The organism is Enterobacter sp. V89_11, from assembly GCF_029967775.1.
GTDB classification, from domain to species: Bacteria; Pseudomonadota; Gammaproteobacteria; order Enterobacterales; family Enterobacteriaceae; genus Enterobacter; species Enterobacter ludwigii.
On the sequence record NZ_JASCAN010000002.1, the window covers coordinates 32,451 to 57,596 of the forward strand.

A 25,146-nucleotide genomic window follows, 5' to 3' on the forward strand; every position below is an offset into this window, starting at 1 on the left:
GTGAGGAATAACGGTAAGGTACCCGGTGTTCTCACGTAAGCATCGGGTATTTCTTACGACGTTAATGGCTGTTTCATCTCATCTTCGTTTGCTTGCTTTACTCCCCCTCATTCCGGTCGGAGCCGTTCACGGTGCGCCGAATTCCTTTGTGCAACAGGCACAGAACCCCTTTGATAACAACGGGGATAATCTGCCCGATCTCGGCATGGCGGCGCCCACGACCGAGGGCGAAAAACATCTGGCAGAAATGGCGAAAGCGTTTGGCGAAGCCAGTATGACCGATAACGGCCTGACGACAGGCGAGCAGGCGCGTCAGTTTGCCTTTGGCAAGGTGCGTGACGCGGTGAGCGGCGAAGTGAACCAGCATATTGAATCCTGGCTTTCACCGTGGGGGAACGCCAGCGTGAACTTGCTGGTGGATGACGACGGCAAATTTAACGGTAGCAGCGGTAGCTGGTTTATTCCGTGGAACGATAACAACCGTTATCTGAGCTGGAGCCAGCTTGGCCTGACGCAGCAGACTGACGGTCTGGTGAGCAATGCCGGCATTGGACAGCGCTGGGTTGCCGGAAAATGGTTGCTCGGCTACAACACCTTTTACGACAACCTGCTGGATGAAAACCTGCAGCGTGCCGGGTTAGGTGCGGAAGTGTGGGGCGAGAACCTGCGTCTGTCTGCGAACTATTATCAGCCCTTTGCCGGCTGGCGCGATCGCTCGGACATTCAGGAGCAGCGCATGGCCCGGGGGTACGACGTGACCGCTAAAGCGTGGCTGCCGTGGTTCCATCACCTGAATACCAGCGTCAGCTTTGAGCAATATTTTGGTGATAACGTTGACCTGTTCAACAGCGGTACCGGTTATCACAACCCGGTGGCGGTCAATCTGGGGCTGAATTATACCCCCGTTCCGCTGGTGACCCTCACCGCCGGGCATAAGCAAGGGGAGAGTGGGGTGAGCCAGAATAATCTTGGCCTCAAGCTCAACTACCGCTTTGGCGTGCCGCTGGTGAAGCAACTTTCTGCCAGTGAAGTCGCCGCCACCCGTTCTCTGCGCGGCAGTCGCTATGATTCGCCAGAGCGGGATAACCTGCCGGTGATGGAGTTCCGCCAGAGCAAAACGTTGTCCGTCTACCTGGCGACACCGCCGTGGGATCTTAAAGGGGGCGAAACCGTGATGCTTAAGCTGCAGATCCGCAGTAAGCACGGGATTCGCCAGCTTCACTGGCAGGGAGATACGCAGGCGCTGAGTCTGACATCGCCGGCCAACAATACCAGCGAAGACGGCTGGAGCGTGATTATGCCTGCCTGGGATGACAGTGAAGGCGCGAGCAACCGCTGGCGGCTTTCGGTGGTGGTCGAAGATAATGATGGCAAGCGCGTCTCGTCCAATGAGATCACGCTGGCTGTGGCGCAACCGCTAGTGGCATTACCCACCGACGATCCGCGCTGGAAGCTGCTGCCGGATGAGTAATGCTTAAAAAATACGTTCCTGGTGTACCCATACCGCGGCTTCAACCCGGGATTTTAACTTCATTTTCTTCAGCATATGTTTCACATGCACTTTGACCGTGCTTTCGGTGATATCCAGGCGACGCGCAATCATTTTATTCGGCAGGCCCTGGGCAATCAGCTTCAGAATATCGCGCTCACGCGGCGTTAGCTGGCTGACATCGCGATCCGAGGTGGCGCGGTTTGCCCGCAGGCTGGCGGCCAGCACCGGTGTTAAGGCTTCGCTCAGTACCATCTCACCTGCGGCGGCCTGTTGCAGGGCCTTGAGCAGATCTTCCGGCTCCATATCTTTCAGCAGGTAGCCGTCCGCGCCACGCTTGAGCGCCGTCACCACATCCTCTTCATGATTCGAGACGCTAAAAACCACTACGCGTCCGGAGAGCGATTTTTCCCGCAGCTTGTCGAGCGTTTCCAGACCGTTCATGCCCGGCATGTTGAGATCGAGCAGAATCAGATCGGGATCAAGCGATTCGGCAAGCTCAATGCCCTGTTCGCCATTGCTGGCTTCGCCAACGACGGTGATATCGGGTGCCATGCTGACCAGCTGTTTAACGCCAGTACGCAGCATCGGATGGTCGTCGATCAACAGGATGGATGCCGGTTCCTGATTAGTCATGGGTTTCTCCTTGAGCAGTTGTGAGCGGTTTTTCGGGAATAAAGGTGACCACGACTTCCGTGCCACCTGTCTCTCGCCGGCGAACCTGGCAATCACCGCGCAGGCTTTGGGCGCGGTCTCGCATGATAATTAAACCATAATGGTTAGTTCTTTCGGCATTTTCCGGCACGCCGCAGCCGTTGTCATGAACCGTGAGCCTGACCTGATTATCGTGCTGGCTGACGGTAACGGTGACCGCCGTCGCGTCAGCGTGTTTGAGCACGTTGCTCAGGGCTTCACGGGCGATCTGCAGTAGATGAATCGCCTGATGGGAGGGGACAAACCGCGGCGGCAGCTGATAATCAAGCTTCACCGGGAACCCCAGTCGGGCGCTAAATTCATGGCAGCTGGACTCCAGCGCGGGGCGCAGGCCAGGCTCGGTCAGCTGCAGGCGGAAGGTGGTCAACAGCTCGCGAAGCTGAATCCATGAGGTATTGAGCTCGTTGCGGATCTGGCTCAGCAGCTGTTTGTTGTTTTCCGGCATCTCCGCATCCTGCATCTGCAGACAGCTGACCTGCATTTTCATACAGGAGAGCGACTGGGCGATGGAGTCATGCAGTTCGCGCGCGATAGTCGCACGCTCTTCCATGACGATCAGCTGCTGTTGCTTTTCCTGATGGCGGTCGAGCGCCAGCGTAGCGGTCAGCTGCTCGACCAGCGTATCGACCAGCTGCTGCTGATCGTGGCTCAGATGCCGCCCGGCGGGCAGCGTGGCCAGCAGGATACCGTACTGGGTATGGCTGTCCGTCAGTCGCCACTTCAGCGTCGTGCCGCCGGAGGTCAGGGGCGGCAAGCCTCGCGGGCAAAGATGACAGCCTTTGTCATCGCAGGACATGTCGGACTGACAGGTAAATTCCTGATGATTATCTTCATCTTCAACATCGTAGACCCGCAGCTCCAGGTCATGCAGCAAGGTCAGATTTTGCAGGCCATTCAGCACCGGCGAGAGGCGTTCACATAACGGCACCTGCATATGCAGACGACGGTTGGCCTGCCACAGGAAGGAGAGAATTTCGTTTTTCTGCTCCAGCCCTGCCGTTTTCTCCTGCACGCGTTTTTCCAGCACGGCGTAGCTTTCGGAGAGTTCTTCGGACATGGTATTGAGCGCCTGGCCCAGCATCGCCATTTCATTCCGCCCGCTGATATGCGTGCGCTGAGTAAAATCGCGTGCGGTTACCGCGCGGGCCATTGCCAGCAACTGTTTCCAGGGGTTCAACAGCCGGGCGCGCAGCCAGAGGATGGTGAAAATCAGCAGCAGCCCCATAAACAACGCCATGGCACGGTGAACCATCAGCACCCGGTCGATACGCAATTCTGTGGTCTGATCGAAAGAGGAGACCAGCGCGTCAATGCGCGACACAAAGCCCGCGACGTCCCGTGCCACGGTCTCCGTATTGCGCGCCTGTTTCAGACCGGGCTGAAGCTGGGTGTGCCAGTAGTTTTGCAGGGATTTAAGCTGTGATTCCTGCCCGTCACGGATGGCGGCACGTTCCAGCTCCGGGCTGAACGCGGTACGCTCCATTTCGTCGATCAGAGGCTGATCGTCTTCCGTCAGCGGTACCGACGCCAGCAGGCGATAACTCTGCATGCGTAGAGAGCCTGCCTCGTTGATGGCATGCGCATTACCCTGTACGCCCTGTACCAGCCAGCCAGAAATCGCCATACCGGTCACACCGAGGGCGGTGGACAGCATAACGATCAGTGCCAACTGGTTAACCAGTGTTAGCGGAGATAAACATCTTTTTAACATAGAGTTGCCGGGCTCCTGACGTGGCCTGCTTGCAGGAATGGCGCTATTCTGGTGCATACCCAGGAGTATACCCATACCAATAAAGGATTACCCCTAAATTGCCAACGGAGTAAGCGGCAGGAGGAGGCAGTATCGGAGACGCTTCAGTGCCGTGAAAAACCACGTCTTTTTTACTGAAATAGCCTACTCACTAAGGATAAGGGCTTTTTTCGCGCTGTAAAACCTCCCACTTTTCCTTTGATTTATATCAACTTACCGCCGCCCTAAAACCCTAATGTTTGCAGCATCATTCGAGAATCAGAGGTGTCTATGAGTCACTCATCCGCTCCCGAAAGGGAAAATGGTGCCGTTATTACTGAATGGCGTCCAGAGGATCCGGCGTTCTGGCAACAGCGCGGCCATCGTATAGCGAGCCGGAATCTGTGGATTTCCGTTCCGTGTTTGCTGTTAGCGTTTTGCGTATGGATGTTGTTTAGTGCAGTGGCAGTCAATCTGCCAAAAGTGGGTTTTACCTTTACGACCGATCAGCTGTTTATGCTGACCGCGTTACCGTCGCTGTCCGGTGCGCTGCTGCGCGTCCCTTACGCGTTTATGGTGCCGGTGTTTGGCGGTCGTCGCTGGACGGCGTTCAGTACGGGCATCATGATCGTACCTTGCGTGTGGCTGGGTTTTGCGGTGCAGGATACCTCCACGCCTTTCAGCGTGTTCGTGATTATCTCCCTGCTGTGCGGTTTTGCTGGCGCTAACTTCGCCTCCAGTATGGCGAACATCAGCTTCTTCTTCCCGAAAGCGAAGCAGGGCGGTGCGCTGGGTATTAACGGCGGTCTGGGAAACATGGGCGTAAGCGTGATGCAGTTAATTGCACCGCTGGCAATCTCTGTCTCCATTTTTGCAGCCTTTGGCGGCGGTGGCGTCGAGCAGGCGGATGGTTCTTCCCTGTACCTGCAGAATGCGGCGTGGATTTGGGTTCCGTTCCTGGTGGTCTTCACCCTGGCGGCATGGTTCTTTATGAACGATCTGTCGGCATCTAAGGCTTCGCTGAGCGAGCAGTTGCCGGTGCTGAAACGCGGCCACCTGTGGGTCATGGCGCTGCTTTATCTGGCAACCTTCGGGTCGTTTATCGGTTTCTCCGCAGGCTTTGCCATGCTGTCCAAAACACAGTTCCCGGAAGTGCAGATCCTGCAGTTTGCCTTCTTTGGTCCGTTCATCGGTGCCCTGGCGCGTTCACTGGGCGGGATGGTGTCTGACCGTCTGGGCGGAACACGCGTGACGCTGGTGAACTTTGTGATCATGGCTATTTTCTGTGCGCTGCTGTTCCTGACGCTGCCAGCCAATGGCCAGGGTGGCAACTTTACCGCCTTCTTCGGCGTGTTTATGGTGCTGTTCCTGACGGCCGGTCTGGGTAGCGCATCGACCTTCCAGATGATTTCCGTTATCTTCCGCAAGCTGACGATGGATCGCGTTAAAGCGCAGGGCGGAAGCGAAGAGCAGGCCATTCGTGAAGCCGCGACGGATACGGCTGCTGCACTGGGCTTTATCTCTGCCATCGGCGCAATTGGCGGTTTCTTTATTCCGAAAGCGTTCGGTATCTCTCTGGACCTGACCGGCTCTCCGGCAGGAGCAATGAAAGTCTTCCTCGTTTTCTATATCGCCTGCGTAGTGATTACGTGGCTGGTATATGGCCGTAATACCAAGAAAAATAAGTAAGTGTGATTATCCGTTTGCGCGGCCTTCGGGCCGCGTTTTTTTATTACTACAGTAGTTACAACATACTGATGGCGTTTGAGGAACAATGCCTGCGGGTAACACTGTGATCGCCATCGCTTTACAGGGCGTTCTACCCCTTAATACCTGAGATGTTAAATTTAGCCCTGCTTTTTGTACGATAAATTATAAATATCATTATAAATTAATGGCTTATAAAAATTAAAAAACTACCGCTTTGGTGGTATCCGATCTAATACCCCACCTGAAACTCCCTCTCCGCCTTGATCGTTATCAATTCTCGCCATCTATCAGAGCGTTACCTTCGCTGCAAATCAGCAATGTCGATTTAGAGAGCCACAGGCTCCACACAGGAGATACCCGATGAGCAAATTTTTGGACCGGTTTCGCTACTTCAAACAGAAGGGTGAAACTTTTGCCGATGGGCACGGCCAGGTTCTGGAGACCAACCGGGACTGGGAAGACGGTTACCGTCAGCGCTGGCAGCATGACAAAGTCGTCCGTTCGACCCACGGCGTGAACTGCACTGGCTCATGTAGCTGGAAGATTTTCGTTAAAAACGGCCTGGTGACATGGGAAATGCAGCAGACCGACTATCCACGTACCCGTCCGGATATGCCAAACCACGAACCTCGTGGCTGCCCGCGTGGTGCAAGCTACTCCTGGTATCTGTACAGCGCCAACCGTCTGAAATACCCTCTGATGCGCAAACGCCTGATGAAAATGTGGCGTGAAGCGAAAGTGCTGCACAGCGATCCGGTTGATGCCTGGGCATCCATTATCGAAGATGCCGACAAAGCAAAAAGCTTTAAGCAGGCGCGTGGGCGCGGTGGTTTTGTTCGTTCTTCCTGGAAAGAGGTCAACGAACTGATTGCTGCCTCTAACGTTTATACCGTCAAAACCTACGGACCGGATCGCGTTGCAGGCTTCTCGCCTATCCCGGCGATGTCGATGGTCTCTTACGCCTCAGGTGCTCGCTATCTGTCGCTTATCGGCGGAACCTGTCTGAGCTTCTACGACTGGTACTGCGACCTGCCGCCAGCCTCTCCGCAGACCTGGGGCGAGCAGACCGACGTGCCGGAATCCGCTGACTGGTACAACTCCAGCTACATTATTGCCTGGGGCTCTAACGTTCCACAGACCCGTACGCCGGATGCCCACTTCTTCACGGAAGTGCGTTACAAAGGCACCAAAACCGTTGCGGTAACCCCGGACTATGCGGAAATTGCCAAGCTGTGCGACCTGTGGCTGGCCCCTAAACAGGGTACCGACTCCGCGATGGCGCTGGCGATGGGCCACGTGATGCTGCGTGAGTTCCACCTCGATAAACCCAGCCAGTACTTTACTGACTATGTCCGTCGCTATACCGACATGCCGATGCTGGTCATGCTGGAAGAGCGTGATGGCTACTATGCAGCGGGCCGCACGCTGCGTGCCGCCGATCTGGTGGATGCGCTGGGTCAGGAAAACAATCCTGAGTGGAAAACGGTCGCCTATAACAATAACGGCGAGCTGGTGGCACCCAACGGCTCTATCGGTTTCCGCTGGGGCGAGAAGGGCAAGTGGAATCTCGAGCAGCGTAACGGTACCACCGGTGAAGAGACTGAACTGCGTCTGAGCATGTTGGGTAGCCAGGACGAAATTGCTGATGTGGGCTTCCCGTACTTCGGCGGCGAAGGGTCCGAGCATTTCAACAAAGTTGAGCTGCAGAACATCCTGATGCATAAGCTGCCGGTCAAACGTCTGCAGCTGGCGGATGGGTCGACGGCGCTGGTGACCACCGTGTATGACCTGACGCTGGCCAACTACGGCCTGGAGCGCGGCCTGAATGATGAAAACTGCGCAACCAGCTACGACGACATCAAAGCGTATACCCCGGCCTGGGCAGAGCAGATCACCGGCGTGCCGCGTGCACACATCACCCGTATCGCCCGTGAATTCGCTGAAAATGCTGACAAGACGCATGGCCGTTCAATGATCATTGTTGGTGCCGGTCTGAACCACTGGTATCACCTTGATATGAACTATCGTGGCCTGATCAACATGCTGATCTTCTGCGGTTGTGTGGGGCAAAGCGGCGGCGGCTGGGCGCACTATGTCGGCCAGGAAAAACTGCGTCCGCAGACGGGCTGGCAGCCACTGGCGTTTGCCCTCGACTGGCAGCGTCCGGCGCGTCATATGAACAGTACGTCTTACTTCTACAACCACTCCAGCCAGTGGCGCTATGAGACGGTAACGGCCCAGGAACTGCTGTCGCCAATGGCGGATAAATCCCGCTACAGCGGCCACCTGATCGACTTCAACGTCCGCGCAGAACGCATGGGCTGGCTGCCGTCAGCACCTCAGTTAGGAACTAACCCGCTGCGCATTGCCGACGAGGCGAAGAAAGCGGGCATGACCCCGGCGGATTACACCGTCAAGGCACTGAAAGAAGGCACCATTCGCTTTGCGGCCGAGCAGCCTGAAAACGGCAAAAACCATCCGCGTAACCTGTTTATCTGGCGCTCTAACCTGCTGGGCTCCTCCGGTAAAGGCCACGAGTACATGCTGAAATATCTGCTGGGTACTGAAAACGGTATTCAGGGGAAAGATCTGGGCAAGCAGGGCGGCGTGAAACCAGAAGAAGTGGAGTGGAAAGACAACGGTCTGGACGGCAAGCTGGATCTGGTTGTGACGCTGGACTTCCGTCTGTCCAGTACCTGCCTGTATTCCGATATCGTGCTGCCAACCGCTACCTGGTATGAAAAAGACGACATGAATACCTCGGATATGCATCCGTTTATTCATCCGCTGTCTGCAGCCGTTGACCCGGCGTGGGAATCCAAAAGCGACTGGGATATCTACAAAGATATCGCGAAGAAATTCTCCGAAGTGTGTGTAGGACATCTGGGCAAAGAGACCGATGTGGTGACCCTGCCGATTCAGCACGACTCTGCAGCCGAACTGGCGCAGCCGCTGGACGTGAAGGACTGGAAAAAAGGCGAGTGTGACCTGATCCCGGGCGTGACAGCGCCGCACATTATTCCCGTTGAACGTGACTACCCGGCAACGTACGAACGCTTTACCTCTATCGGCCCGCTGATGGAAAAAATCGGTAACGGGGGTAAAGGGATTGCGTGGAATACCCAGAGCGAAATGGACCTGCTGCGTAAGCTCAATTACACCAAAGCGGACGGCCCGGCCAAAGGCCAGCCAATGCTGAACACGGCCATTGATGCTGCAGAAATGATCCTGACTCTGGCACCGGAAACCAACGGTCACGTGGCGGTGAAAGCATGGGCGGCACTGAGTGAGTTTACCGGTCGCGATCATACCCATCTCGCGACGAATAAAGAGGAAGAGAAGATCCGCTTCCGCGATATTCAGGCTCAGCCGCGCAAAATTATCTCCAGCCCGACCTGGTCTGGCCTGGAAGATGAACACGTCTCCTACAACGCTGGCTACACCAACGTTCACGAACTGATCCCATGGCGTACCCTGTCCGGTCGTCAGTCCCTGTATCAGGATCACCAGTGGATGCGCGACTTCGGTGAGAGCCTGCTGGTTTATCGTCCGCCAATCGATACCCGCTCCGTGAAAGCGGTAATGGGTACGAAATCGAACGGTAACCCGGAGAAGGCGCTGAACTTCCTGACGCCACACCAGAAGTGGGGCATTCACTCCACCTACAGCGACAACCTGCTGATGCTGACGTTGTCCCGCGGTGGCCCAATTGTGTGGATGAGCGAGACGGACGCCAAAGATCTGGGCATTGAAGATAATGACTGGATCGAAGTGTTCAACAGCAACGGTGCGCTGACGGCGCGTGCGGTTGTCAGCCAGCGTGTCCCGGCCGGGATGACCATGATGTACCACGCGCAGGAACGTATCGTTAACCTGCCGGGTTCTGAAATCACCGAGCAGCGCGGCGGCATTCACAACTCCGTGACCCGTATTACGCCAAAACCGACGCACATGATCGGCGGCTATGCGCAGCTGGCCTACGGCTTTAACTACTACGGCACGGTAGGATCTAACCGCGATGAGTTCGTGGTGGTACGTAAGATGAAGAATATTAACTGGTTAGACGGCGAAGGTAATGACCAGGTACAGGAGAGCGTAAAATGAAAATTCGTTCACAAGTCGGCATGGTGCTGAATCTGGATAAATGCATCGGCTGTCATACCTGCTCAGTCACCTGTAAAAACGTCTGGACCAGCCGCGAAGGGATGGAGTACGCGTGGTTCAATAACGTGGAAAGTAAACCCGGCACAGGCTTCCCAACCGACTGGGAAAACCAGGAGAAATGGAAGGGCGGCTGGATCCGTAAAATCAACGGTAAACTGCAGCCGCGCATGGGTAACCGTGCGATGCTTCTCGGTAAAATCTTCGCCAACCCGCATCTGCCGGGCATCGATGATTACTACGAGCCGTTTGATTACGACTACCAGAACCTGCACAACGCGCCGGAAAGCAAACATCAGCCGATCGCACGTCCACGCTCGCTCATTACCGGACAGCGTATGGATAAGATCACCAGCGGTCCAAACTGGGAAGAGATTCTGGGCGGCGAGTTCGAAAAACGCGCCAAAGACCAGAACTTCGAGAACATGCAGAAGGCGATGTACGGCCAGTTCGAAAACACCTTCATGATGTATCTGCCGCGTCTGTGCGAGCACTGCCTTAACCCGGCGTGCGTGGCGACCTGTCCGAGCGGAGCCATCTATAAGCGTGAAGAAGATGGCATTGTGCTGATCGACCAGGACAAGTGTCGCGGCTGGCGTATGTGTATTACCGGTTGCCCGTACAAAAAAATCTACTTCAACTGGAAGAGCGGCAAGTCTGAGAAGTGCATCTTCTGCTATCCGCGTATTGAAGCCGGTATGCCAACCGTCTGCTCTGAGAGCTGCGTGGGCCGTATTCGTTACCTCGGCGTGCTGCTGTACGACGCGGACGCGATTGAAAATGCAGCCAGCACCGAGAACGAGAAAGATCTCTATCAGCGTCAGCTGGACGTCTTCCTCGATCCTAACGATCCGAAAGTGATTGAGCAGGCGCTGAAAGACGGCATTCCGCAGAGCGTGATTGACGCGGCGCAGCAGTCTCCGGTGTACAAAATGGCGATGGACTGGAAGCTGGCGCTGCCGCTGCATCCGGAATACCGCACGCTGCCGATGGTCTGGTACGTGCCGCCGCTGTCTCCGATCCAGTCTGCTGCGGATGCAGGTGAACTCGGCAGCAACGGCATTCTGCCAGACGTGGAAAGCCTGCGTATTCCGGTTCAGTATCTGGCAAACCTGTTAACCGCAGGGGATACCCAGCCGGTCCTGCTGGCGCTGAAACGTATGCTGGCGATGCGCCACTTCAAACGCGCTGAAACCGTTGACGGTGTTAACGATACCCGTGCACTGGAAGCGGTAGGTCTGACCGAAGCCCAGGCGCAGGAGATGTACCGTTACCTGGCGATTGCCAATTACGAAGACCGTTTCGTGGTGCCGAGCAGCCACCGTGAACTGGCTCGCGAAGCCTTCCCGGAGAAAAATGGCTGTGGCTTTACTTTTGGCGACGGTTGCCACGGTTCAGACACGAAATTCAATCTCTTCAACAGCCGCCGCATTGATGCCCTGGATGTGACGAGCAAAACGGAGCCGCACCAATGATTGAACTTGTCATTGTTTCGCGTCTGCTCGAGTACCCGGATGCTGCGCTTGCGCAGCATCAGCAGGAGCTCTTTGATGCACTCGCGTCATCTGAAAATCTTGAGAAAGAGGATGCCCAGACACTGGCCGTTTTCCTCCGGGACCTGTTAGCGCGCGATTTACTGGATGCGCAGGCGGATTACAGCCAGCTGTTTGACCGCGGACGCGCGACGTCGCTGCTGCTGTTCGAACATGTTCACGGTGAATCACGTGACCGCGGTCAGGCGATGGTTGACCTGATGGGACAGTACGAGCAACACGGCCTGCAGCTCGACAGCCGCGAGCTGCCGGACCACCTGCCGCTCTACCTTGAGTATCTGGCGCAGTTGCCTAAAGAGGAGGCGCTGGGGGGGCTGCAGGACATCGCGCCGATCCTGGCGTTGCTCGGCGCACGACTTCAGCAGCGCGAGAGCCGTTACGCGGTACTGTTCGACCTGCTGGTGAAACTCGCCAACGCATCGGTCGACAGTGAAAAAGTTGCGGAGAAGATCGCCGATGAAGCCCGCGATGATACGCCACAGGCGCTGGATGCGGTCTGGGAGGAAGAGCAGGTGAAATTCATGGCTGACCAGAACTGCGGTGAGTCTGAAATCTCTGCTCACCAACGTCGTTTTGCCGGAGCCGTTGCCCCGCAATATTTGAATATCTCTAACGGAGGACAGCAATAATGCACTTCCTGAATATGTTCTTCTTTGACATTTACCCGTATATCGCGGGCACCGTGTTCCTGGTGGGAAGCTGGCTGCGTTATGACTACGGCCAGTACACCTGGCGTGCTGCCTCCAGCCAGATGCTCGATCGCAAAGGGATGAACCTGGCTTCTAACCTGTTCCACATCGGGATCCTGGGGATTTTTGCGGGTCACTTCCTCGGAATGCTGACGCCGCACTGGATGTATGAGTCATTCCTGCCGATTGAGGTGAAGCAGAAAATGGCGATGATTGCCGGCGGTGCCTGCGGCGTGATGACGCTGGTGGGCGGTTTACTGCTGCTTAAACGCCGTCTGTTCAGCCCGCGCGTTCGCGCGACCACCACCGGCGCGGACATTCTGATTTTGTCCCTGCTGATGGTGCAGTGTGCGCTGGGTCTGCTGACCATTCCGTTCTCGGCTCAGCATATGGATGGCAGCGAAATGATGAAGCTGGTCGGCTGGGCGCAGTCTGTGGTGACTTTCCACGGTGGTGCGTCTGAGCACCTTGACGGTGTGGCGTTTATCTTCCGCGTGCACCTGGTGCTCGGGATGACGCTGTTTGTGCTGTTCCCGTTCTCTCGTCTGGTGCATATCTGGAGCGCACCGGTGGAGTATCTGACGCGCAAATATCAGATTGTTCGCGCCCGTCGCTAATTCACTGAAAACTGACACGGGAGCAGGACGCTCCCGTTAATTTCAGATTGTGTAAAGAAGGGGCTCCTATATTATTAGCGGTTGGATTAGCTAGTGAAGGGAGCACTGGTGTGGGCCAATCAACAGAGCCGGAAATTTCGGCCGCAATAAAAATTATCTCAACAGGCATTGCCTTGCCTGCTGAAAGACTGACATCCAGCGATCTGGATTCATGGTTAGGAAAACCGCCAGGCTACGTTGAAAAACGGTCCGGTATTCTTACCCGCTACCACGCTTCTCACACCGCCAGCCAGGCCGGGCTGGCCGCACAGGCGCTACATAACGCGCTACATGCCGGAACGATATCACCTGCTTCCATAGACCTGTTAATTTGTGCATCGGCTATTGCCATACAAGCGCTTCCCTGCAGTGCGGTTCATATTATCAAGGCGGCGGGTATGCCCGCGGGTATGGCGGGGTTTGATATTAACAGTAGCTGTGTCAGCTTTATTTCCGCCTTAGTAGTTGCTGCCGGTTTATTGAATACAGGCGCATATCGTCGCATCGCCATTGTTTCAGCTGATTTAGCATCGCGCGGCATTGACTGGAGCCACGAAGAGTCTTCGTTGATTTTCGGTGATGGTGCGGCGTGTGCGATCGTGGAGCGTGGTGACGGCAACAGCGGGATTATAACAAGCCTAATCGAGATGTACCCGGATGGCAGCGAACTCTGTGAAATCCGTGCGGGAGGAACGCGTCGCAACCCCAGAGCGGGCATGAGCGACAGTGATTTTATGTTCCATATGCAGGGTAAGGCGCTGTTCCGGTATGCCTCTTCGCTGATTGATGACTACTTCGCGCGGCTGCTGGGAAAATGCGGTCTGCAACTGTCGGATATCGGTACCGTCATTCCGCATCAGGCCAGCCATCTTTCTCTTGAACACATGCGTAAGCGGCTGGGTGTCCCTGAATCCATCTTAATTGATGTTTACCGTCACTACGGCAACCAGGTGGCCGCCTCCATCCCTACGGCGCTGCATGAAGCGGTAACCCATGGTCGTTTCACGCCGGGAAAACCCGCGATGCTTATTGGTACTGCAGCAGGCCTGACGCTGGCTGGCATGGTACTTATGCCATGAAGATCCTGGTGACAGGGGCAACCAGCGGGCTGGGGCGTAACGCTGTCCACTATTTGCTGGAACGTGGCTTTAGCGTAGTGGCGACGGGGCGTAATCAGGTCGAAGGTGCACATTTAAAGCATGTGGGCGCGACGTTTATCCCTCTCGACTTGTCCCAGGCGTCTCTGGACCAATGCGCCAGGCTCATGGAGGGGTGCGATGCCGTGTGGCACTGCGCAGCGAAATCTTCTCCCTGGGGAGGGCGGGACGCTTTCTGGCAGGCTAACGTCATTGCAACACAAAAACTGGCGATGGCTGCGGGCACCGCGGGCATTCCGCGTTTTGTCCACATTTCTACCCCTGCGGTCTACTTCGATTTTCAGCATCACTACGATCTTCCGGAAACCTACCTGGCGAACACATTTTCCAGCCACTATGCCAGCAGCAAACGGGCAGCCGAACGCATCATTGAAGATGCGGTGGCAAACTTCAGCGCGACTACGTTCATCATTTTGCGCCCGCGTGGGCTTTTCGGTCCCCATGATAAGGTGATCGTTCCTCGCCTGCTGCGTCAGCTCCATCATGACGGAGGGGTACTGCGTCTGCCCAGGGGAGGAGAAGCGCTTCTGGATTTGACCTTCGTACAAAACGTGGTCTTTGCTATGGAACGTGCAACCTTGGGCCAGCCTCTTTATTCCGGCAGCATCTATAACGTGACCAATCACCAGCCGCAGCGGCTGGTTGATATGCTTGACGCGTTGCTGCGTCAGCAGCTGGGGTTACGCTATCAGATCCGGTCAATTCCCTGGCCGGTGGTGTCACTGGCCGCGCGTGGCATGGAATTAGTCGGAAAGTGCATCAATAAGGAACCTCCCGTCACCCGTTACAGTGCGGGAACGGTTTGTTTCGATATGACGCTGAGCGCTAAAAAAGCCGTAGAGGAGTTGGGCTATACCCCGTGTTTCTCTATGGAAGAAGGCATCGCGTTAACGGGAGAATGGCTGAGGACGAATGGCAAAGATTACCGCGTTTGAAACAGGATATTGCACCCATATCGGCTGCATGGCTCTAAAAGGCGCTGGTCTCAGGGTGTGCAAATTTCCCTCTCGAGCCTGGCTCCTGGAGGTCGGTTCACACCGATGGCTATGGGATACCGGCTATTCCTCCTGGTTTGAACACTACACGCGCTCGGGCATTTTTCGCATTTACCGGCAAGTCACGCCGGTCTATTTCGACCCCAAACAGTCCCTGGCTCAACAGCTTTACGCACAAGGCCTGGTCGGGGGCGATATCGATGCGATTATCTTGTCGCACTTCCATGCCGATCACGTCGCAGGGCTGCGTGATTTCCCCGATGTTAGCTGTATTTGTTCTGGTGAGGGCTGGCAGCAGGTGAGAGCGCTGAGAGGATTTGCCGCCCTGCGTCAGGCATTTGTGCCAGGACTTTTCACCTCCGAGTTTGAGTCGTCATTGCGCTTCATTGAAGGTTTCGAAACCCTGAGGCTGCCCGAGGCGCTTGCTCCGTTTGAGCGGGGCTATGTTTTGCCGGACAGTCAGGGCGAAATTATTTTGATCCCGCTTGCAGGCCATGCGGCCGGACACTTCGGGGCATTCGTCCTGACAGAGGACGGCTGGACACTTTTGGCCGCAGATGCGGCCTGGTCTCCTGACAATTACCGGGAGATGCGCGGTCCTTCACGGCTTGCCAGTCTGGTGATGTCCGATCCCTCTGCTTATTACCAGACGCTCCGGCAACTCAATCAACTCTGGAAAAACGGTAAAGTGGATATTCGTCTGTGTCATGAGGGCGATTTGTGAACCTCATTATGTTGATGTGTCGCTATTTCTGCACCCGCAGACGGCGTTTTACCGAACGTGAAAAACTGGAGAGATGGCAGGAAAAAAAACTGCATCGCTTCAGGCGGAACGTGTTATCGAAAAGCCCATGGTTTCAACGATTTCTAGCGGTGCCGTTCGGACAGTGGCCGCTGATGGACAAGGCGCTGATGCTGACGCATTTCGATGAGATGAACACTGAAGGTCTTAAGCGTGACGCGCTGATGGCCTGCGCGCTGAAAAGTGAACAAAACCGGGACTTCAGTCCGAAAATAGGCCGATTTAGCGTGGGCCTGTCATCAGGTACTTCTGGCAGACGCGGGTTATTTGTTGTCAGTCCGAAGGAGCAGCAAATTTGGGCGGCAGGTATTCTTGCAAGGGCCTTACCGGACGGTCTTTTTGCCCGGGAACGGGTTGCACTGTTTCTGAGGGCAAATAATAACCTTTACCAGAGTGTGAGCAGCCGCTGGTTGAGCCTGGAATTTTACGATTTACTGGCGCCGTTTCAGCCGCAATTGCGCCATGTAGAACGGTTTTCCCCGACGATCATTGTTGCCCCCGCACAGGTATTACGTGCGCTGGCGCTGGCGGTACTGGACGGAACGCTGCAGCTGAATGTCAAAAAGGTGATTTCTGTCGCCGAAGTTCTGGAGGAACAGGACAGGGCACTTATCCACCAGGTATTTGGTAGCGTGGGTGAAATCTATCAGGCAACAGAGGGTTTTTTAGCTTCAACCTGTTCTTTTGGGACGTTACATCTGAACGAGGAGTTTATTCACGTCGAGCCCCACTGGCTGGATGAGAAGCGCTTTACGCCTGTTATCACCGATTTCACCCGCAGCACGCAGCCCATCGTCCGTTACCGCCTTGATGACATACTGGTTGCCCGCGAGGCGCGGTGCCCGTGTGGAAGTGCGGCGCGCGCGATTGAGCGTATTGAGGGTCGACAGGACGATCAACTCCTTCTCCCGGATAGCACGGGCAAACCGCAGGTTATTTTTGCCGACCCCTGCAGCCGCGTGCTGGCCGTCACGCTCCCACTTACCGCAGACTATCGCCTGGTACAAACAGAAGCAGAGAGACTGTGTCTTACCGCGGATTGTGACGCAGCAATACTTCCTCACTGCCGCGACGCGCTGAATGAGCTGTTTACGTTACAGGGAATAGACACTTCCCGGCTGGTATGGGCGCTGCAGTCCCGAAGCGTATCACCGAACTTTGACGCAAAACGACGGCGCATAGTTCGTGAATGGGGAAAAGAATGAGTGAATTACTGCAACGCCTCAAGCAGATGCTATTGGGGTGGGGGTCGGTCGGGGTCGTTTATTCACTTTGCGACAGGTTACAGGGTGAAGGTTATCGTTTAACCCCACTACGGGTTGACGCGTTAATTCCCTTTTCGCCTGATGCGGTGTGGCTCTACTTGTCCTTTTTCTTGATTGTCCCGTTGGGATATTTATTAACGCCGTATAACCGAGTGCGGTGGCTTGCCCGGTCTATGCAATTTTCGGCGCTGGGGGCAGGCATCATATATCTGTTATGGCCGACCACCATGGTGTATCCCACGCTGGCAGGAGAGGGTGTTTCTTCCAGAGTATTGGGATGGCTGGTCTCTGTCGATTCCCGTCAAAATTGCTTTCCCTCTTTGCACGCTGCGCTGACGGCACTCGCCGTCTGGGCGATAGCGGCAGGGCGTTTACGCTGGATGACGGTTGCAAGCGTCATCTGGGCGTGTGCTATTGCCTACTCTATTCTTCAGCTGAGAAGACATCTGTTTATTGATTTAATGGCGGGTGTTTTGCTGGCAGGGGCCAGTGTATGGCTGGCAGGGCATCTGGACGTGCGCAGACAAAAATATAAAGGAATACCCGGTGAGTGAACTCCTGTTTCCCGTTCTTTTTATGCTGTTTTTCGTGTGTGCTGAGGCCTGTATTCTTCAGTTCACACGGCGGCAGAATATTGACTGGCTCGATATCATTTTCAATCTCAATTCCGGGCACATTATGCTGTGGTTTTTCCGGTGCCTGGAGGTGCTTTGCTACGGATTTGTGCTGGAACACTTTAGCCTGAATCTTTTTGAGGGATGGTCTGCCGTCGGGGTATGGCTCTTTACATTGTTAGCATGGGACGTTGGTTTCTACTGGCTTCATCGTCTCCATCACCAGCTTCGGCTACTGTGGGCTGTTCACGTTGTTCACCATCAGGGGGAGAACTATAACCTGTCGCTGGGGGTGCGAAATTCCTGGTACTCGTCATTAACGTCAATCCCTTTCTTTTTGGTGTTAGCGCTGGCTGGCGTACCGCTGAGTGTCTTTCTGGCGGTTTCCATCGTGCATTACAGCATTCAGTTTTTTAACCATAACGCATTAACGCCAACGCTGGGATGGCTGGAAAAGGTATTTGTTACCCCGACACATCATCGCGTTCATCACCTTAATAATAAGCGCTATGCCGACACCAACTACGGTGGCACCTTTATTTTCTGGGATAAATTATTCGGTACGTTCTGCGAGATGCCCTCGCAGGAGAAGTCGACCTATGGGGTAAAAGGCAGGAAGCCATCGTTAAACCCGATGCAGGAAAGTAATCTTCCTTTTTTGCAAATGGCAGGTATTTTGAAAACGGTTCGCCTCCGACATCGCCAGTTTGACTGTTCGATATTAATGACAGGTGTCGGGGCTATTCTGTTGTTTGCGCTCGTTCTGGGCTACATCCAGCGCTACGGATACAGCATAGATAACGTGGGCGCTGCGCAGTCCCTGTTGTTTATATTGCTGGCAGCTGGCTCTGTCGCATTGGGTGGGATCAGCGAGGGTCAGCGCTGGGGAGTGATGATGTGGTGTCTGGTCACGCTCTCTTTACCGCTGCTTTTCTTGGGTTACTGGGGCTGGAATCACGTCTATTGGGTTGCAGTTATGGCGGCACTGGCCGCACACGGTATTGCACTCACCTGTGGTCTTGGGCGCAGATCAAAAAGGGGGATAAGTGAACCAGTTTAATCCTGACAAGCGGTTGACCTTTCCCGCCGATCCCCCCGGGCTGGTTGCAGCACTTCACAGCGAAACACGCGCGTTGTTAACAGAACGGGGCGATCATCGCTATGCAGATGGCCGAATGCTGGTTAAAACAGTGATGCTGGCTGGTGGCTGTATTGGAAGTTATGCGTTAGCGCTTCATCAGAGTGACCTGACCCTGTATTTTTCATGGTATTTTGCCGCCATCGTTTTCACGATGTTGCTGACCGTGAACGTCGTGCATGATGCGTCTCATAATGCCTTTCTGAAAAGTAAAAAAGCTAACGCGTGGGTAAACCGTATTGTCGCTATCCCACTCGGCCTGGATCCCGATTGCTGGCGCGTTCGCCATGTCAGATTTCATCATGGATTCACCAACATAGAATGTTACGATCCGGACACCGCAGAAAATGGTCTTATGCGCCAGACGCCCTGGCAGCGCTGGCGCCCCTTTATGCGGGCGCAGCGCTACTACTGGCCGTTGGTCGCCGCATTAACCTTCCCCTGGTATATCTGGATTGTTGACTGGCTCGACAGAGGGGGATATACACCGGTGACGCCTCATCTGGCGCAGCAGGGTATTATCGGCTGGACGTTTTTTTTGACGGGTAAAGCCTTGCACGCAGCATTCAGCCTCGTGTTACCCATGTGGTTATTGGCCGACAGATTTAGCGCCGGTTCAATTTTGCTGACCTATATGCTCTGTCAGATGATCTCTTCTCTGATATTCGTCATGCTCGTCATCGGGACGCACTGGGCAAAGGGCAGCGCTCAGCTCCCCCCTGACGGGGGCAAAATGGCTCAAGGCAGGCTTTCCCATACCTTTGCAACGACCTTTGACTGGTCGACACGGCCCGCGTTCATGGGTTACTGGCTGGGTGGCCTCAATCTTCATCTGACTCACCATCTTTTCCCGCACTGGAGTCATCGCCATTATCCTCAGTTGAGCCGAATCATCGAGGATGTCGCCGCGCGAGAAGGGCTAGATTATCGACGGCTCACCCTCGCCGATTTAATGTCTCTCCAGCAGCGTTTTCTCAGGCGCATGGGTGAACGCCCTGAGCGACACGGAGAATGGTCGTGAAGATTATGGTCACCGGAGCATCGGGTTTCATTGGCGGGGCTTTTATCCGGCGTTTTGCCGATACTGACGGCGTTTCGCTGTGCGGCGTCGGGCGCCGTGCACATGTCGAGTTGCCCGCATCAGTTGAGTATTACGCACTTGGGTTAGACCAGCTTCATACGCTTGATGTCGTACCCGATGTGGTTATTCACGCGGCAGGAAGGACTTCGCCCTGGGGTAGTGAGCACGATTATTACCGGGATAACGTTGAGACGACCCGGCATGTTATCGATTTTTGCCGTCATCGTGGCTTCCCACGACTCATATTTATTTCAAGTGCGGCGGTTTACTACCGTTTTGCGCACCAGCCAGGACTGCGTGAATGTGATGCTATCGGCCCCGAATTTAGCAGCCAATATGGGCGCACAAAACGTCAGGCAGAGTGCCTTGTTGAGACGTATCAGGGTGAGAAAACCATTTTTCGCCCTTGTGCCGTATTTGGTGAAGGCGATCGCTTGCTCTTACCGCCTCTGTTGGCTGCGGCTAAAAAAGGAAAGCTGCCCTCTATCCTTAGCCGCGGTGTAAAAGTGCAGGCCGACATTATGCACGTCGATGTGCTAGGGGATTACCTGATGCGTGCCGTGAAACGCAGTCATCTCCGCCCGTGTTATAACATCTCCGCCAGTCAATCTGTCGAAATCCATCGGCTGTTATGTGACGTCTTGCAGCAGTTGGGTTTGCCTCAACCGCATAAAACTGTGCGCCTGGGAACAGCGATGTGTTTTGCTGGCATACTTGAAAGGCTGTGGCGCTGGCTGCCGTTGCCGGGAGAACCGCCGATTACCCGTTTTGGCGTTGCCGTCTTTGGCTACACTAACACCCTGAATGTTACGCGTATGCTGGATGACTTTGGTCCACCTTCAATGGATTTTGACGTCAGCCTGCGTACATTTTTACAACAACTCAAGGAAGAGCGCCTGTGTTAATTATCGCAATAGCATGGCTGGCCATTCTGCTTTTCAAAGTCTGTATCACGCAGAAAATGCTTACAGCCACAAGGGATAACATCTCTCGCTCTTTCAGCGACATTACGGTCATGCAACCCATACTCAGCGGTGATCCTGCGTTAGAGACGGTGTTGGCCGCGAGTCTTCAAAATTTGCCTGGCGCAACGTTTCTTTGGCTGACTGACGTGGACGATGCGGAGGCCGCAAGGGTAACGCAGCGGTTGCAGACGCGTTACCCTCAGAGCGCTATTCATATCTGCGCATACCCTGAAGCGCCGGAAGGGATAAATCCAAAGTTATATAAGCTTGAGCAAGGAAGAAAGCAGGTTAAGACCCTGAAGGTCCTGATTTTAGATGACGATGCGGTACTGACGGCGACATCGCTGAACACGATGCTTGCCGCGCTTGATGATCATTCGCTTGTCACCGCGCTACCCTGGTATGTGGCTACCGACAACTTACCGTCGCGACTGCTGGCACAATTTGTAAATGATAACTCAGCGCTGACGTATCTGCCGTTGCTGCCTTTTGTCAGACCGTTAACGCTAAATGGCATGTGCTACCTGTTACCTTTACGTGTGCTGGAAAGCGTGGGGGGATTTTCGCCCATCCTTCGACATCTGACCGATGATCTCGCGCTGGCAACGCTTCTTACTCAGCAAGGGGTAAGCATCGTACAGTCTGTCGCGCCTGTGAGCGTACAAACTAGCGTACCTGACGTCAGACGGTATTTTCGTCAGATGCACCGCTGGTTTTTGTTCGCCACATTGTTGATGCGTGAGAAGCCTGCCGGTACGAATCTGGCAATCTTTCTTCTTCAGGGTTTACATCCGTTACTGCTTTGGGCGATGGTGGTGCTCGCATTCAGTGGGGGGATAAATTGCGTGTTACTGGCGGTGGTCCTTCTCGTTCGCCACGTTGCCTTGCGCCGTATACAGCGCTTAGTGTCAGAGACTATTTCCGCAAGGCCGGTGATGTCGGTGTTATCAGAGCTGTTGCAGCCTGTGCATTTAATTCATGCCTTGTTCAACCGGAATATCCACTGGCGTTCACGTCGCTATCGCGTTTTCAGCAATGACCGCTTCAGCTCATTGTGACCGGCATGCGACTTAACATCGCTTTTATCACGGGAAGAAGCCGTCCCGGCAACCTTGCGCTCAGCCCGGTGCAGAGTTTGTTCCTCCAGTCTTTGCTGACGGAAGGGGCCATGCCTGTTACTGAAAATTTCCCCTGGATACCTCAAACCCAGCCATGGTGTGATACGGGTTTATTGCGTGCAAGTTGCAGCAATGCGCGGGACTACCTCACTTCTCGCAGGGCAGCGTTTGGCGAGCGCTATCGAAACATTGCGATCGCGTTGCTGGAATCGGCGGATCACACGCTGTTACTTTCCGGAAGCTGTGGACTGGAACTCTTTAATAATCTTCACCTGCCGTCCTCAGTCCTGTCTCGCGTGAGTATTTTGGCTTACGGCCCCGTGGCTCGTCAGCGTCCTGACTGCCATCATCTTTTGGTTCAGGGGCAGCAAGACTGGATTTCTCGCCTTTGGTTTCACCAGGCGGACGAGCGCATACCCTGCGGTCATATGGACTATCTCTCGCAGCCGGAGCTGGTCTGTTTATGTCAGCGATTTATAAATCAAATACGGAAATAGAGTCTGATATGCAACGCTTGTTTGATCTGATTCCTGACAACGTCACGCGAATTGATTTGTTGGCCCCGCCATTTTCCGGACATTTGCATCCCGTGCTGACAATGGGGAGGGCGCTTTCAGCGCATTATCAGGTCCGTATTATCAGTACTCGCGGTGCCAGCGCGCGGATTGCGGCGTCCGGACTGCAAGGACTCATTCTTGACGGCGATTTCGATACACCGTTAGTGTCGATCGCCAATCCAAAATATGCCGTAAAGACGCATCCTGTGAGGCTTTATCGTCAGTTTCGTTCAGTCGTGGGCCTGCTTAAGGGTTTTGCTGACGAACTTGAGAGGGCGTGGCATCGGGAAGGCGTGCCGGATTTGGTCATCGCCGACTTTACACTTCCCGTCGTGGGGCCTGTCTGTACCCGGATGAAGGTTCTCTGGTGGAGTAGCTTGCCGTCGCCGTGCGTTCTTGAAGCGCCGGACGGCCCACCCGCTTATTGTGGTGGGCTGATGCCGGCCATCACCGCGTGGGAACGGATAAGCCACCTGATCCACAGGAAAAAAGTCAGGTTGTTCAAGAGTCTTGTTTTTTGGTTTTTTCGCGGTGTAATTCGTCAGACGGGCATAACCCGGCTTTATCGGTCTGACGGCAGTGAAACGGCATATTCACCCTTGCGCATTCTCGCTCTGGGCGAAAAAGAGATGGAATTTGAGCGGACCTGGCCTGAATCGGTAGCCTTTATTGGACCTGCGCTGTACACGCCGCCTGCAGATGGAGAGAAACCGACCTTCATTGAAGGAAAGCGGCATGTCCTGATTACGCTGGGTACACATCTGGACTGGCATAAAGATGACGTAGCGAAAGCGGCAACAGCTCTGGCGAAAACGATGCCAGACTGGGTGTTCCATTTCACGGATGGCAGCCTGGAAAGTGCGGAATGTGAGCGGGCAGGGAATTTCTTACGTATGCATTGGGTTGATTATGATGCCTGGTTATCTCGTTACGATGTCGTGATACACCACGGCGGGGCGGGGATTATGTGGCACTGTATTCAAAAAGGGATCCCGGCCCTGGTGTACCCGGTTGACTACGATCAGTTCGATCATGCCGCCCGGGTCGAGTTTTTCAGAAAAGGTATCTGGCTGCGCGGCGGACTCAGGCAACTTGAACAGGCTCGTGAACATCTCCTCACGTTAATCCGCAAGGATTAGCCTGTTCGCCCCCGACGCTAATTTGCTGATTTGATCCCAACCCCGCACTCGCGGGGTTTTTTCTCGCCCCAGCCCAGGTTATTACCTGCCGCCGCAAACAGTATCAATGCACCACCAGCCAGTTGCGTGATATTCAGCGAGTGTCCGAACACCACGTTATCGACAATTATGGCCACCACGGGATAGATAAAAGACAGAGAACCGGTAACGGGCGTCGGGAGCTTCTGGATCGCGCTATACAGCAACTGATACATGATCCCAGTGTGGACGACACCTAACGTCAGTAAAATCGGCCATGGGAAATCAGCTGAAAATGTCGGCTGGTGGGCGAAGGGCAACAGCATGACCACGCCGGTCAGTACCTGAATAAAGGCGATATGCTGGGGCGCAACTGATTTCAGTCTGCGGGCGATTATGGCTGTCAGTGCGTAGAAGAAAGCGGCCCCCATCGCCAGACCGATTCCTGCGAGCCAGCCTTCGCCCTGTGCGCCATTCAGCTCACTGGAGAGCAGGATGACCACGCCGCCAAAGGCGAGAACGAGCCAACCCCATTTCACCAGGCTCACGCGTTCACCTAAAAACATCCCCATCAACACCAGCATAAACGGCTGAGTGTTATAAACCACGGTAGACAGGCCGATTGAAATACGTTCATAAGCCGCGAACAGCAGCAACCAGTTCACCACTAACGCAACACCGCCCAGAATTGCCAGCAACAGCGTGACCCGGGTGAGGGGACTAAATGGTTTTCGACTTATTCGGATGAAAATAAAAAGGGCCATTGCCCCGATCAGGCATCGCCAGAAAACCACTTCCGTCACCGGCAGGCCGGAAAGCAGAACAAACGCGCCAATCGAGCCGGAAATTAACATCGCCAGGCTCATCTGCCAGACGCCTTTTTGTACATCACCCATTATTCACCTCCTGATTAATGACGATATTGTCGAATACCGCTGTCGGGAATAACATGGCTGATATAAGGTGAAATACAGTGATGGCTTTTTTAAATTAGGTAAAAACGATGGAAAACCTTCTCGATGATATCGATCGCCAAATCCTGGCCTGTCTGGTTGAGGATGCGCGCATGTCGCTAAAGGTACTCAGCGGACGTATTGGACTGACATCTCCCAGTACAGCAGAGCGTCTGAAAAGGCTGGAAGAGCGTGGGGTGATTGAAGGGTATGGCGCGCGCGTCAATCTGACGGCGTTGGGGTATACGTTGCAGGCGCTGGTGCGGGTTCGTCCTTTACCGGGGTTACTGCAAAAGGTAGATAAATACATTCAGGCCATGCCGGAATGTATTGAGAGCGATAAAGTCACCGGTGAAGACTGCTTTGTTATCAGGCTGGTCGTGCGGTCGATTGAGCAACTGGATGCGTTGCTTGATGGTCTGGCGGAACATGCTCAGTGTAATACGTCGATCGTAAAAAGTTCACCGGTGAAGCGCCGGTTGCCACCAATGTGATCGTCTGTTGCTATGCATGACACATCGTTTGAAATACATCACTGGATTGGCTTTGAGATGATGGTGGTGGGGGAAGGATTCGAACCTTCGAAGTCGATGACGGCAGATTTACAGTCTGCTCCCTTTGGCCGCTCGGGAACCCCACCACG

Annotated in this window: 21 protein-coding genes and 1 tRNA gene; 18 read left to right on the plus strand and 4 right to left on the minus strand. The window is 54.7% G+C overall.

Going from position 1 to position 25,146, the window contains the following annotated elements:
• Positions 1 to 64: 64 nt before the first annotated feature.
• Complete coding sequence (locus QLG09_RS01705; protein WP_032669735.1) at positions 65 to 1,471, plus strand: YchO/YchP family invasin; 1,407 nt, start codon at positions 65 to 67, stop codon at positions 1,469 to 1,471.
• Positions 1,472 to 1,474: 3 nt separating this feature from the next.
• Here QLG09_RS01705 and narL read toward each other — a convergent pair whose 3' ends face one another.
• Together narL and narX are read right to left on the minus strand one after the other, a co-directional pair.
• Positions 1,475 to 2,125 carry a two-component system response regulator NarL gene (narL, locus tag QLG09_RS01710; RefSeq protein ID WP_003856701.1) on the minus strand — a complete coding sequence of 217 codons (651 nt, stop codon included), beginning with the start codon at positions 2,123 to 2,125 and terminating at the stop codon, positions 1,475 to 1,477.
• Complete coding sequence (gene narX / locus QLG09_RS01715) at positions 2,118 to 3,914, minus strand: nitrate/nitrite two-component system sensor histidine kinase NarX (protein ID WP_252067973.1); 1,797 nt, start codon at positions 3,912 to 3,914, stop codon at positions 2,118 to 2,120. Before narX ends, narL begins: the two co-directional genes overlap by 8 nt.
• A gap of 309 nt (positions 3,915 to 4,223) precedes the next feature.
• On the opposite strand from narX, the gene QLG09_RS01720 reads away from it, so the two are divergent.
• The 16 genes from QLG09_RS01720 to QLG09_RS01795 all read left to right on the plus strand — a co-directional run bounded on the left by QLG09_RS01720 (position 4,224) and on the right by QLG09_RS01795 (position 23,532).
• Positions 4,224 to 5,621 (plus strand): NarK family nitrate/nitrite MFS transporter, encoded by a 1,398-nt coding sequence (locus QLG09_RS01720; RefSeq protein ID WP_282488696.1) that lies wholly within the window; start codon positions 4,224 to 4,226, stop codon positions 5,619 to 5,621.
• Between the two features lie 381 nt (positions 5,622 to 6,002).
• Entirely contained in the window at positions 6,003 to 9,746 is a 3,744-nt protein-coding gene (locus QLG09_RS01725) for a nitrate reductase subunit alpha (protein ID WP_032680833.1), read from the plus strand.
• Positions 9,743 to 11,278, plus strand: coding sequence for a nitrate reductase subunit beta (gene narH / locus QLG09_RS01730; RefSeq protein ID WP_020882363.1), 1,536 nt, complete (start codon positions 9,743 to 9,745; stop codon positions 11,276 to 11,278). Before QLG09_RS01725 ends, narH begins: the two co-directional genes overlap by 4 nt.
• A complete protein-coding gene (narJ, locus tag QLG09_RS01735; protein WP_040017698.1) occupies positions 11,275 to 11,985 on the plus strand; it encodes a nitrate reductase molybdenum cofactor assembly chaperone in 711 nt (236 codons plus the stop codon). The genes narH and narJ overlap by 4 nt, the downstream gene beginning before the upstream one ends.
• Positions 11,985 to 12,662, plus strand: a complete 678-nt coding sequence (gene narI / locus QLG09_RS01740) for a respiratory nitrate reductase subunit gamma (protein ID WP_014170469.1) — start codon at positions 11,985 to 11,987, stop codon at positions 12,660 to 12,662. The genes narJ and narI overlap by 1 nt, the downstream gene beginning before the upstream one ends.
• Positions 12,663 to 12,772: 110 nt before the next feature.
• Positions 12,773 to 13,780 (plus strand): 3-oxoacyl-[acyl-carrier-protein] synthase III C-terminal domain-containing protein, encoded by a 1,008-nt coding sequence (locus QLG09_RS01745; protein WP_282488697.1) that lies wholly within the window; start codon positions 12,773 to 12,775, stop codon positions 13,778 to 13,780.
• Complete coding sequence (locus tag QLG09_RS01750) at positions 13,777 to 14,793, plus strand: NAD(P)-dependent oxidoreductase (protein WP_044857626.1); 1,017 nt, start codon at positions 13,777 to 13,779, stop codon at positions 14,791 to 14,793. The genes QLG09_RS01745 and QLG09_RS01750 overlap by 4 nt, the downstream gene beginning before the upstream one ends.
• On the plus strand, positions 14,771 to 15,577 hold the full coding sequence (locus QLG09_RS01755) for an MBL fold metallo-hydrolase (RefSeq protein ID WP_282488698.1): 807 nt from the start codon (positions 14,771 to 14,773) through the stop codon (positions 15,575 to 15,577). Before QLG09_RS01750 ends, QLG09_RS01755 begins: the two co-directional genes overlap by 23 nt.
• Before the next feature lie 8 nt (positions 15,578 to 15,585).
• On the plus strand, positions 15,586 to 16,860 hold the full coding sequence (locus QLG09_RS01760; protein WP_282488722.1) for a F390 synthetase-related protein: 1,275 nt from the start codon (positions 15,586 to 15,588) through the stop codon (positions 16,858 to 16,860).
• On the plus strand, positions 16,857 to 17,474 hold the full coding sequence (locus tag QLG09_RS01765) for a phosphatase PAP2 family protein (RefSeq protein WP_282488699.1): 618 nt from the start codon (positions 16,857 to 16,859) through the stop codon (positions 17,472 to 17,474). The genes QLG09_RS01760 and QLG09_RS01765 overlap by 4 nt, the downstream gene beginning before the upstream one ends.
• Complete coding sequence (locus tag QLG09_RS01770; RefSeq protein WP_181240565.1) at positions 17,467 to 18,594, plus strand: sterol desaturase family protein; 1,128 nt, start codon at positions 17,467 to 17,469, stop codon at positions 18,592 to 18,594. The genes QLG09_RS01765 and QLG09_RS01770 overlap by 8 nt, the downstream gene beginning before the upstream one ends.
• A complete protein-coding gene (locus tag QLG09_RS01775) occupies positions 18,581 to 19,693 on the plus strand; it encodes an acyl-CoA desaturase (RefSeq protein WP_282488700.1) in 1,113 nt (370 codons plus the stop codon). Before QLG09_RS01770 ends, QLG09_RS01775 begins: the two co-directional genes overlap by 14 nt.
• Positions 19,684 to 20,658, plus strand: coding sequence for an NAD(P)-dependent oxidoreductase (locus tag QLG09_RS01780; RefSeq protein ID WP_282488701.1), 975 nt, complete (start codon positions 19,684 to 19,686; stop codon positions 20,656 to 20,658). Before QLG09_RS01775 ends, QLG09_RS01780 begins: the two co-directional genes overlap by 10 nt.
• Complete coding sequence (locus QLG09_RS01785) at positions 20,652 to 21,776, plus strand: glycosyltransferase (protein WP_282488702.1); 1,125 nt, start codon at positions 20,652 to 20,654, stop codon at positions 21,774 to 21,776. The genes QLG09_RS01780 and QLG09_RS01785 overlap by 7 nt, the downstream gene beginning before the upstream one ends.
• Positions 21,773 to 22,333 carry a hypothetical protein gene (locus QLG09_RS01790; protein WP_348994669.1) on the plus strand — a complete coding sequence of 187 codons (561 nt, stop codon included), beginning with the start codon at positions 21,773 to 21,775 and terminating at the stop codon, positions 22,331 to 22,333. The genes QLG09_RS01785 and QLG09_RS01790 overlap by 4 nt, the downstream gene beginning before the upstream one ends.
• An 8-nt stretch (positions 22,334 to 22,341) precedes the next feature.
• The gene (locus QLG09_RS01795) at positions 22,342 to 23,532 is read left to right on the plus strand and encodes a glycosyl transferase (protein WP_348994671.1); all 1,191 of its coding nucleotides are present in this window, start codon (positions 22,342 to 22,344) and stop codon (positions 23,530 to 23,532) included.
• Between the two features lie 17 nt (positions 23,533 to 23,549).
• Here the strand turns inward: QLG09_RS01795 and QLG09_RS01800 are convergent, their stop codons facing one another.
• Positions 23,550 to 24,446 carry a DMT family transporter gene (locus QLG09_RS01800; RefSeq protein ID WP_282488705.1) on the minus strand — a complete coding sequence of 299 codons (897 nt, stop codon included), beginning with the start codon at positions 24,444 to 24,446 and terminating at the stop codon, positions 23,550 to 23,552.
• Positions 24,447 to 24,553: 107 nt separating this feature from the next.
• Between QLG09_RS01800 and QLG09_RS01805 the strand changes: the two genes are divergently transcribed.
• Positions 24,554 to 24,997, plus strand: a complete 444-nt coding sequence (locus QLG09_RS01805; RefSeq protein ID WP_014170457.1) for an Lrp/AsnC family transcriptional regulator — start codon at positions 24,554 to 24,556, stop codon at positions 24,995 to 24,997.
• A gap of 61 nt (positions 24,998 to 25,058) precedes the next feature.
• On the opposite strand, the gene QLG09_RS01810 is transcribed toward QLG09_RS01805, so the two are convergent.
• A tRNA-Tyr gene (locus tag QLG09_RS01810) sits at positions 25,059 to 25,143 on the minus strand.
• Positions 25,144 to 25,146: the final 3 nt, after the last annotated feature.

Coding starts and splice junctions, on each gene's coding strand:
- QLG09_RS01705 (WP_032669735.1), top strand. CDS start 65: ATGGCTGTTTCATCTCATCTTCGTTTGCTTGCTTTACTCCCCCTCATT.
- narL (WP_003856701.1), bottom strand. CDS start 2,125: ATGACTAATCAGGAACCGGCATCCATCCTGTTGATCGACGACCATCCG.
- narX (WP_252067973.1), bottom strand. CDS start 3,914: ATGTTAAAAAGATGTTTATCTCCGCTAACACTGGTTAACCAGTTGGCA.
- QLG09_RS01720 (WP_282488696.1), top strand. CDS start 4,224: ATGAGTCACTCATCCGCTCCCGAAAGGGAAAATGGTGCCGTTATTACT.
- QLG09_RS01725 (WP_032680833.1), top strand. CDS start 6,003: ATGAGCAAATTTTTGGACCGGTTTCGCTACTTCAAACAGAAGGGTGAA.
- narH (WP_020882363.1), top strand. CDS start 9,743: ATGAAAATTCGTTCACAAGTCGGCATGGTGCTGAATCTGGATAAATGC.
- narJ (WP_040017698.1), top strand. CDS start 11,275: ATGATTGAACTTGTCATTGTTTCGCGTCTGCTCGAGTACCCGGATGCT.
- narI (WP_014170469.1), top strand. CDS start 11,985: ATGCACTTCCTGAATATGTTCTTCTTTGACATTTACCCGTATATCGCG.
- QLG09_RS01750 (WP_044857626.1), top strand. CDS start 13,777: ATGAAGATCCTGGTGACAGGGGCAACCAGCGGGCTGGGGCGTAACGCT.
- QLG09_RS01755 (WP_282488698.1), top strand. CDS start 14,771: ATGGCAAAGATTACCGCGTTTGAAACAGGATATTGCACCCATATCGGC.
- QLG09_RS01760 (WP_282488722.1), top strand. CDS start 15,586: ATGTTGATGTGTCGCTATTTCTGCACCCGCAGACGGCGTTTTACCGAA.
- QLG09_RS01765 (WP_282488699.1), top strand. CDS start 16,857: ATGAGTGAATTACTGCAACGCCTCAAGCAGATGCTATTGGGGTGGGGG.
- QLG09_RS01780 (WP_282488701.1), top strand. CDS start 19,684: ATGGTCGTGAAGATTATGGTCACCGGAGCATCGGGTTTCATTGGCGGG.
- QLG09_RS01795 (WP_348994671.1), top strand. CDS start 22,342: ATGCAACGCTTGTTTGATCTGATTCCTGACAACGTCACGCGAATTGAT.
- QLG09_RS01800 (WP_282488705.1), bottom strand. CDS start 24,446: ATGGGTGATGTACAAAAAGGCGTCTGGCAGATGAGCCTGGCGATGTTA.
- QLG09_RS01805 (WP_014170457.1), top strand. CDS start 24,554: ATGGAAAACCTTCTCGATGATATCGATCGCCAAATCCTGGCCTGTCTG.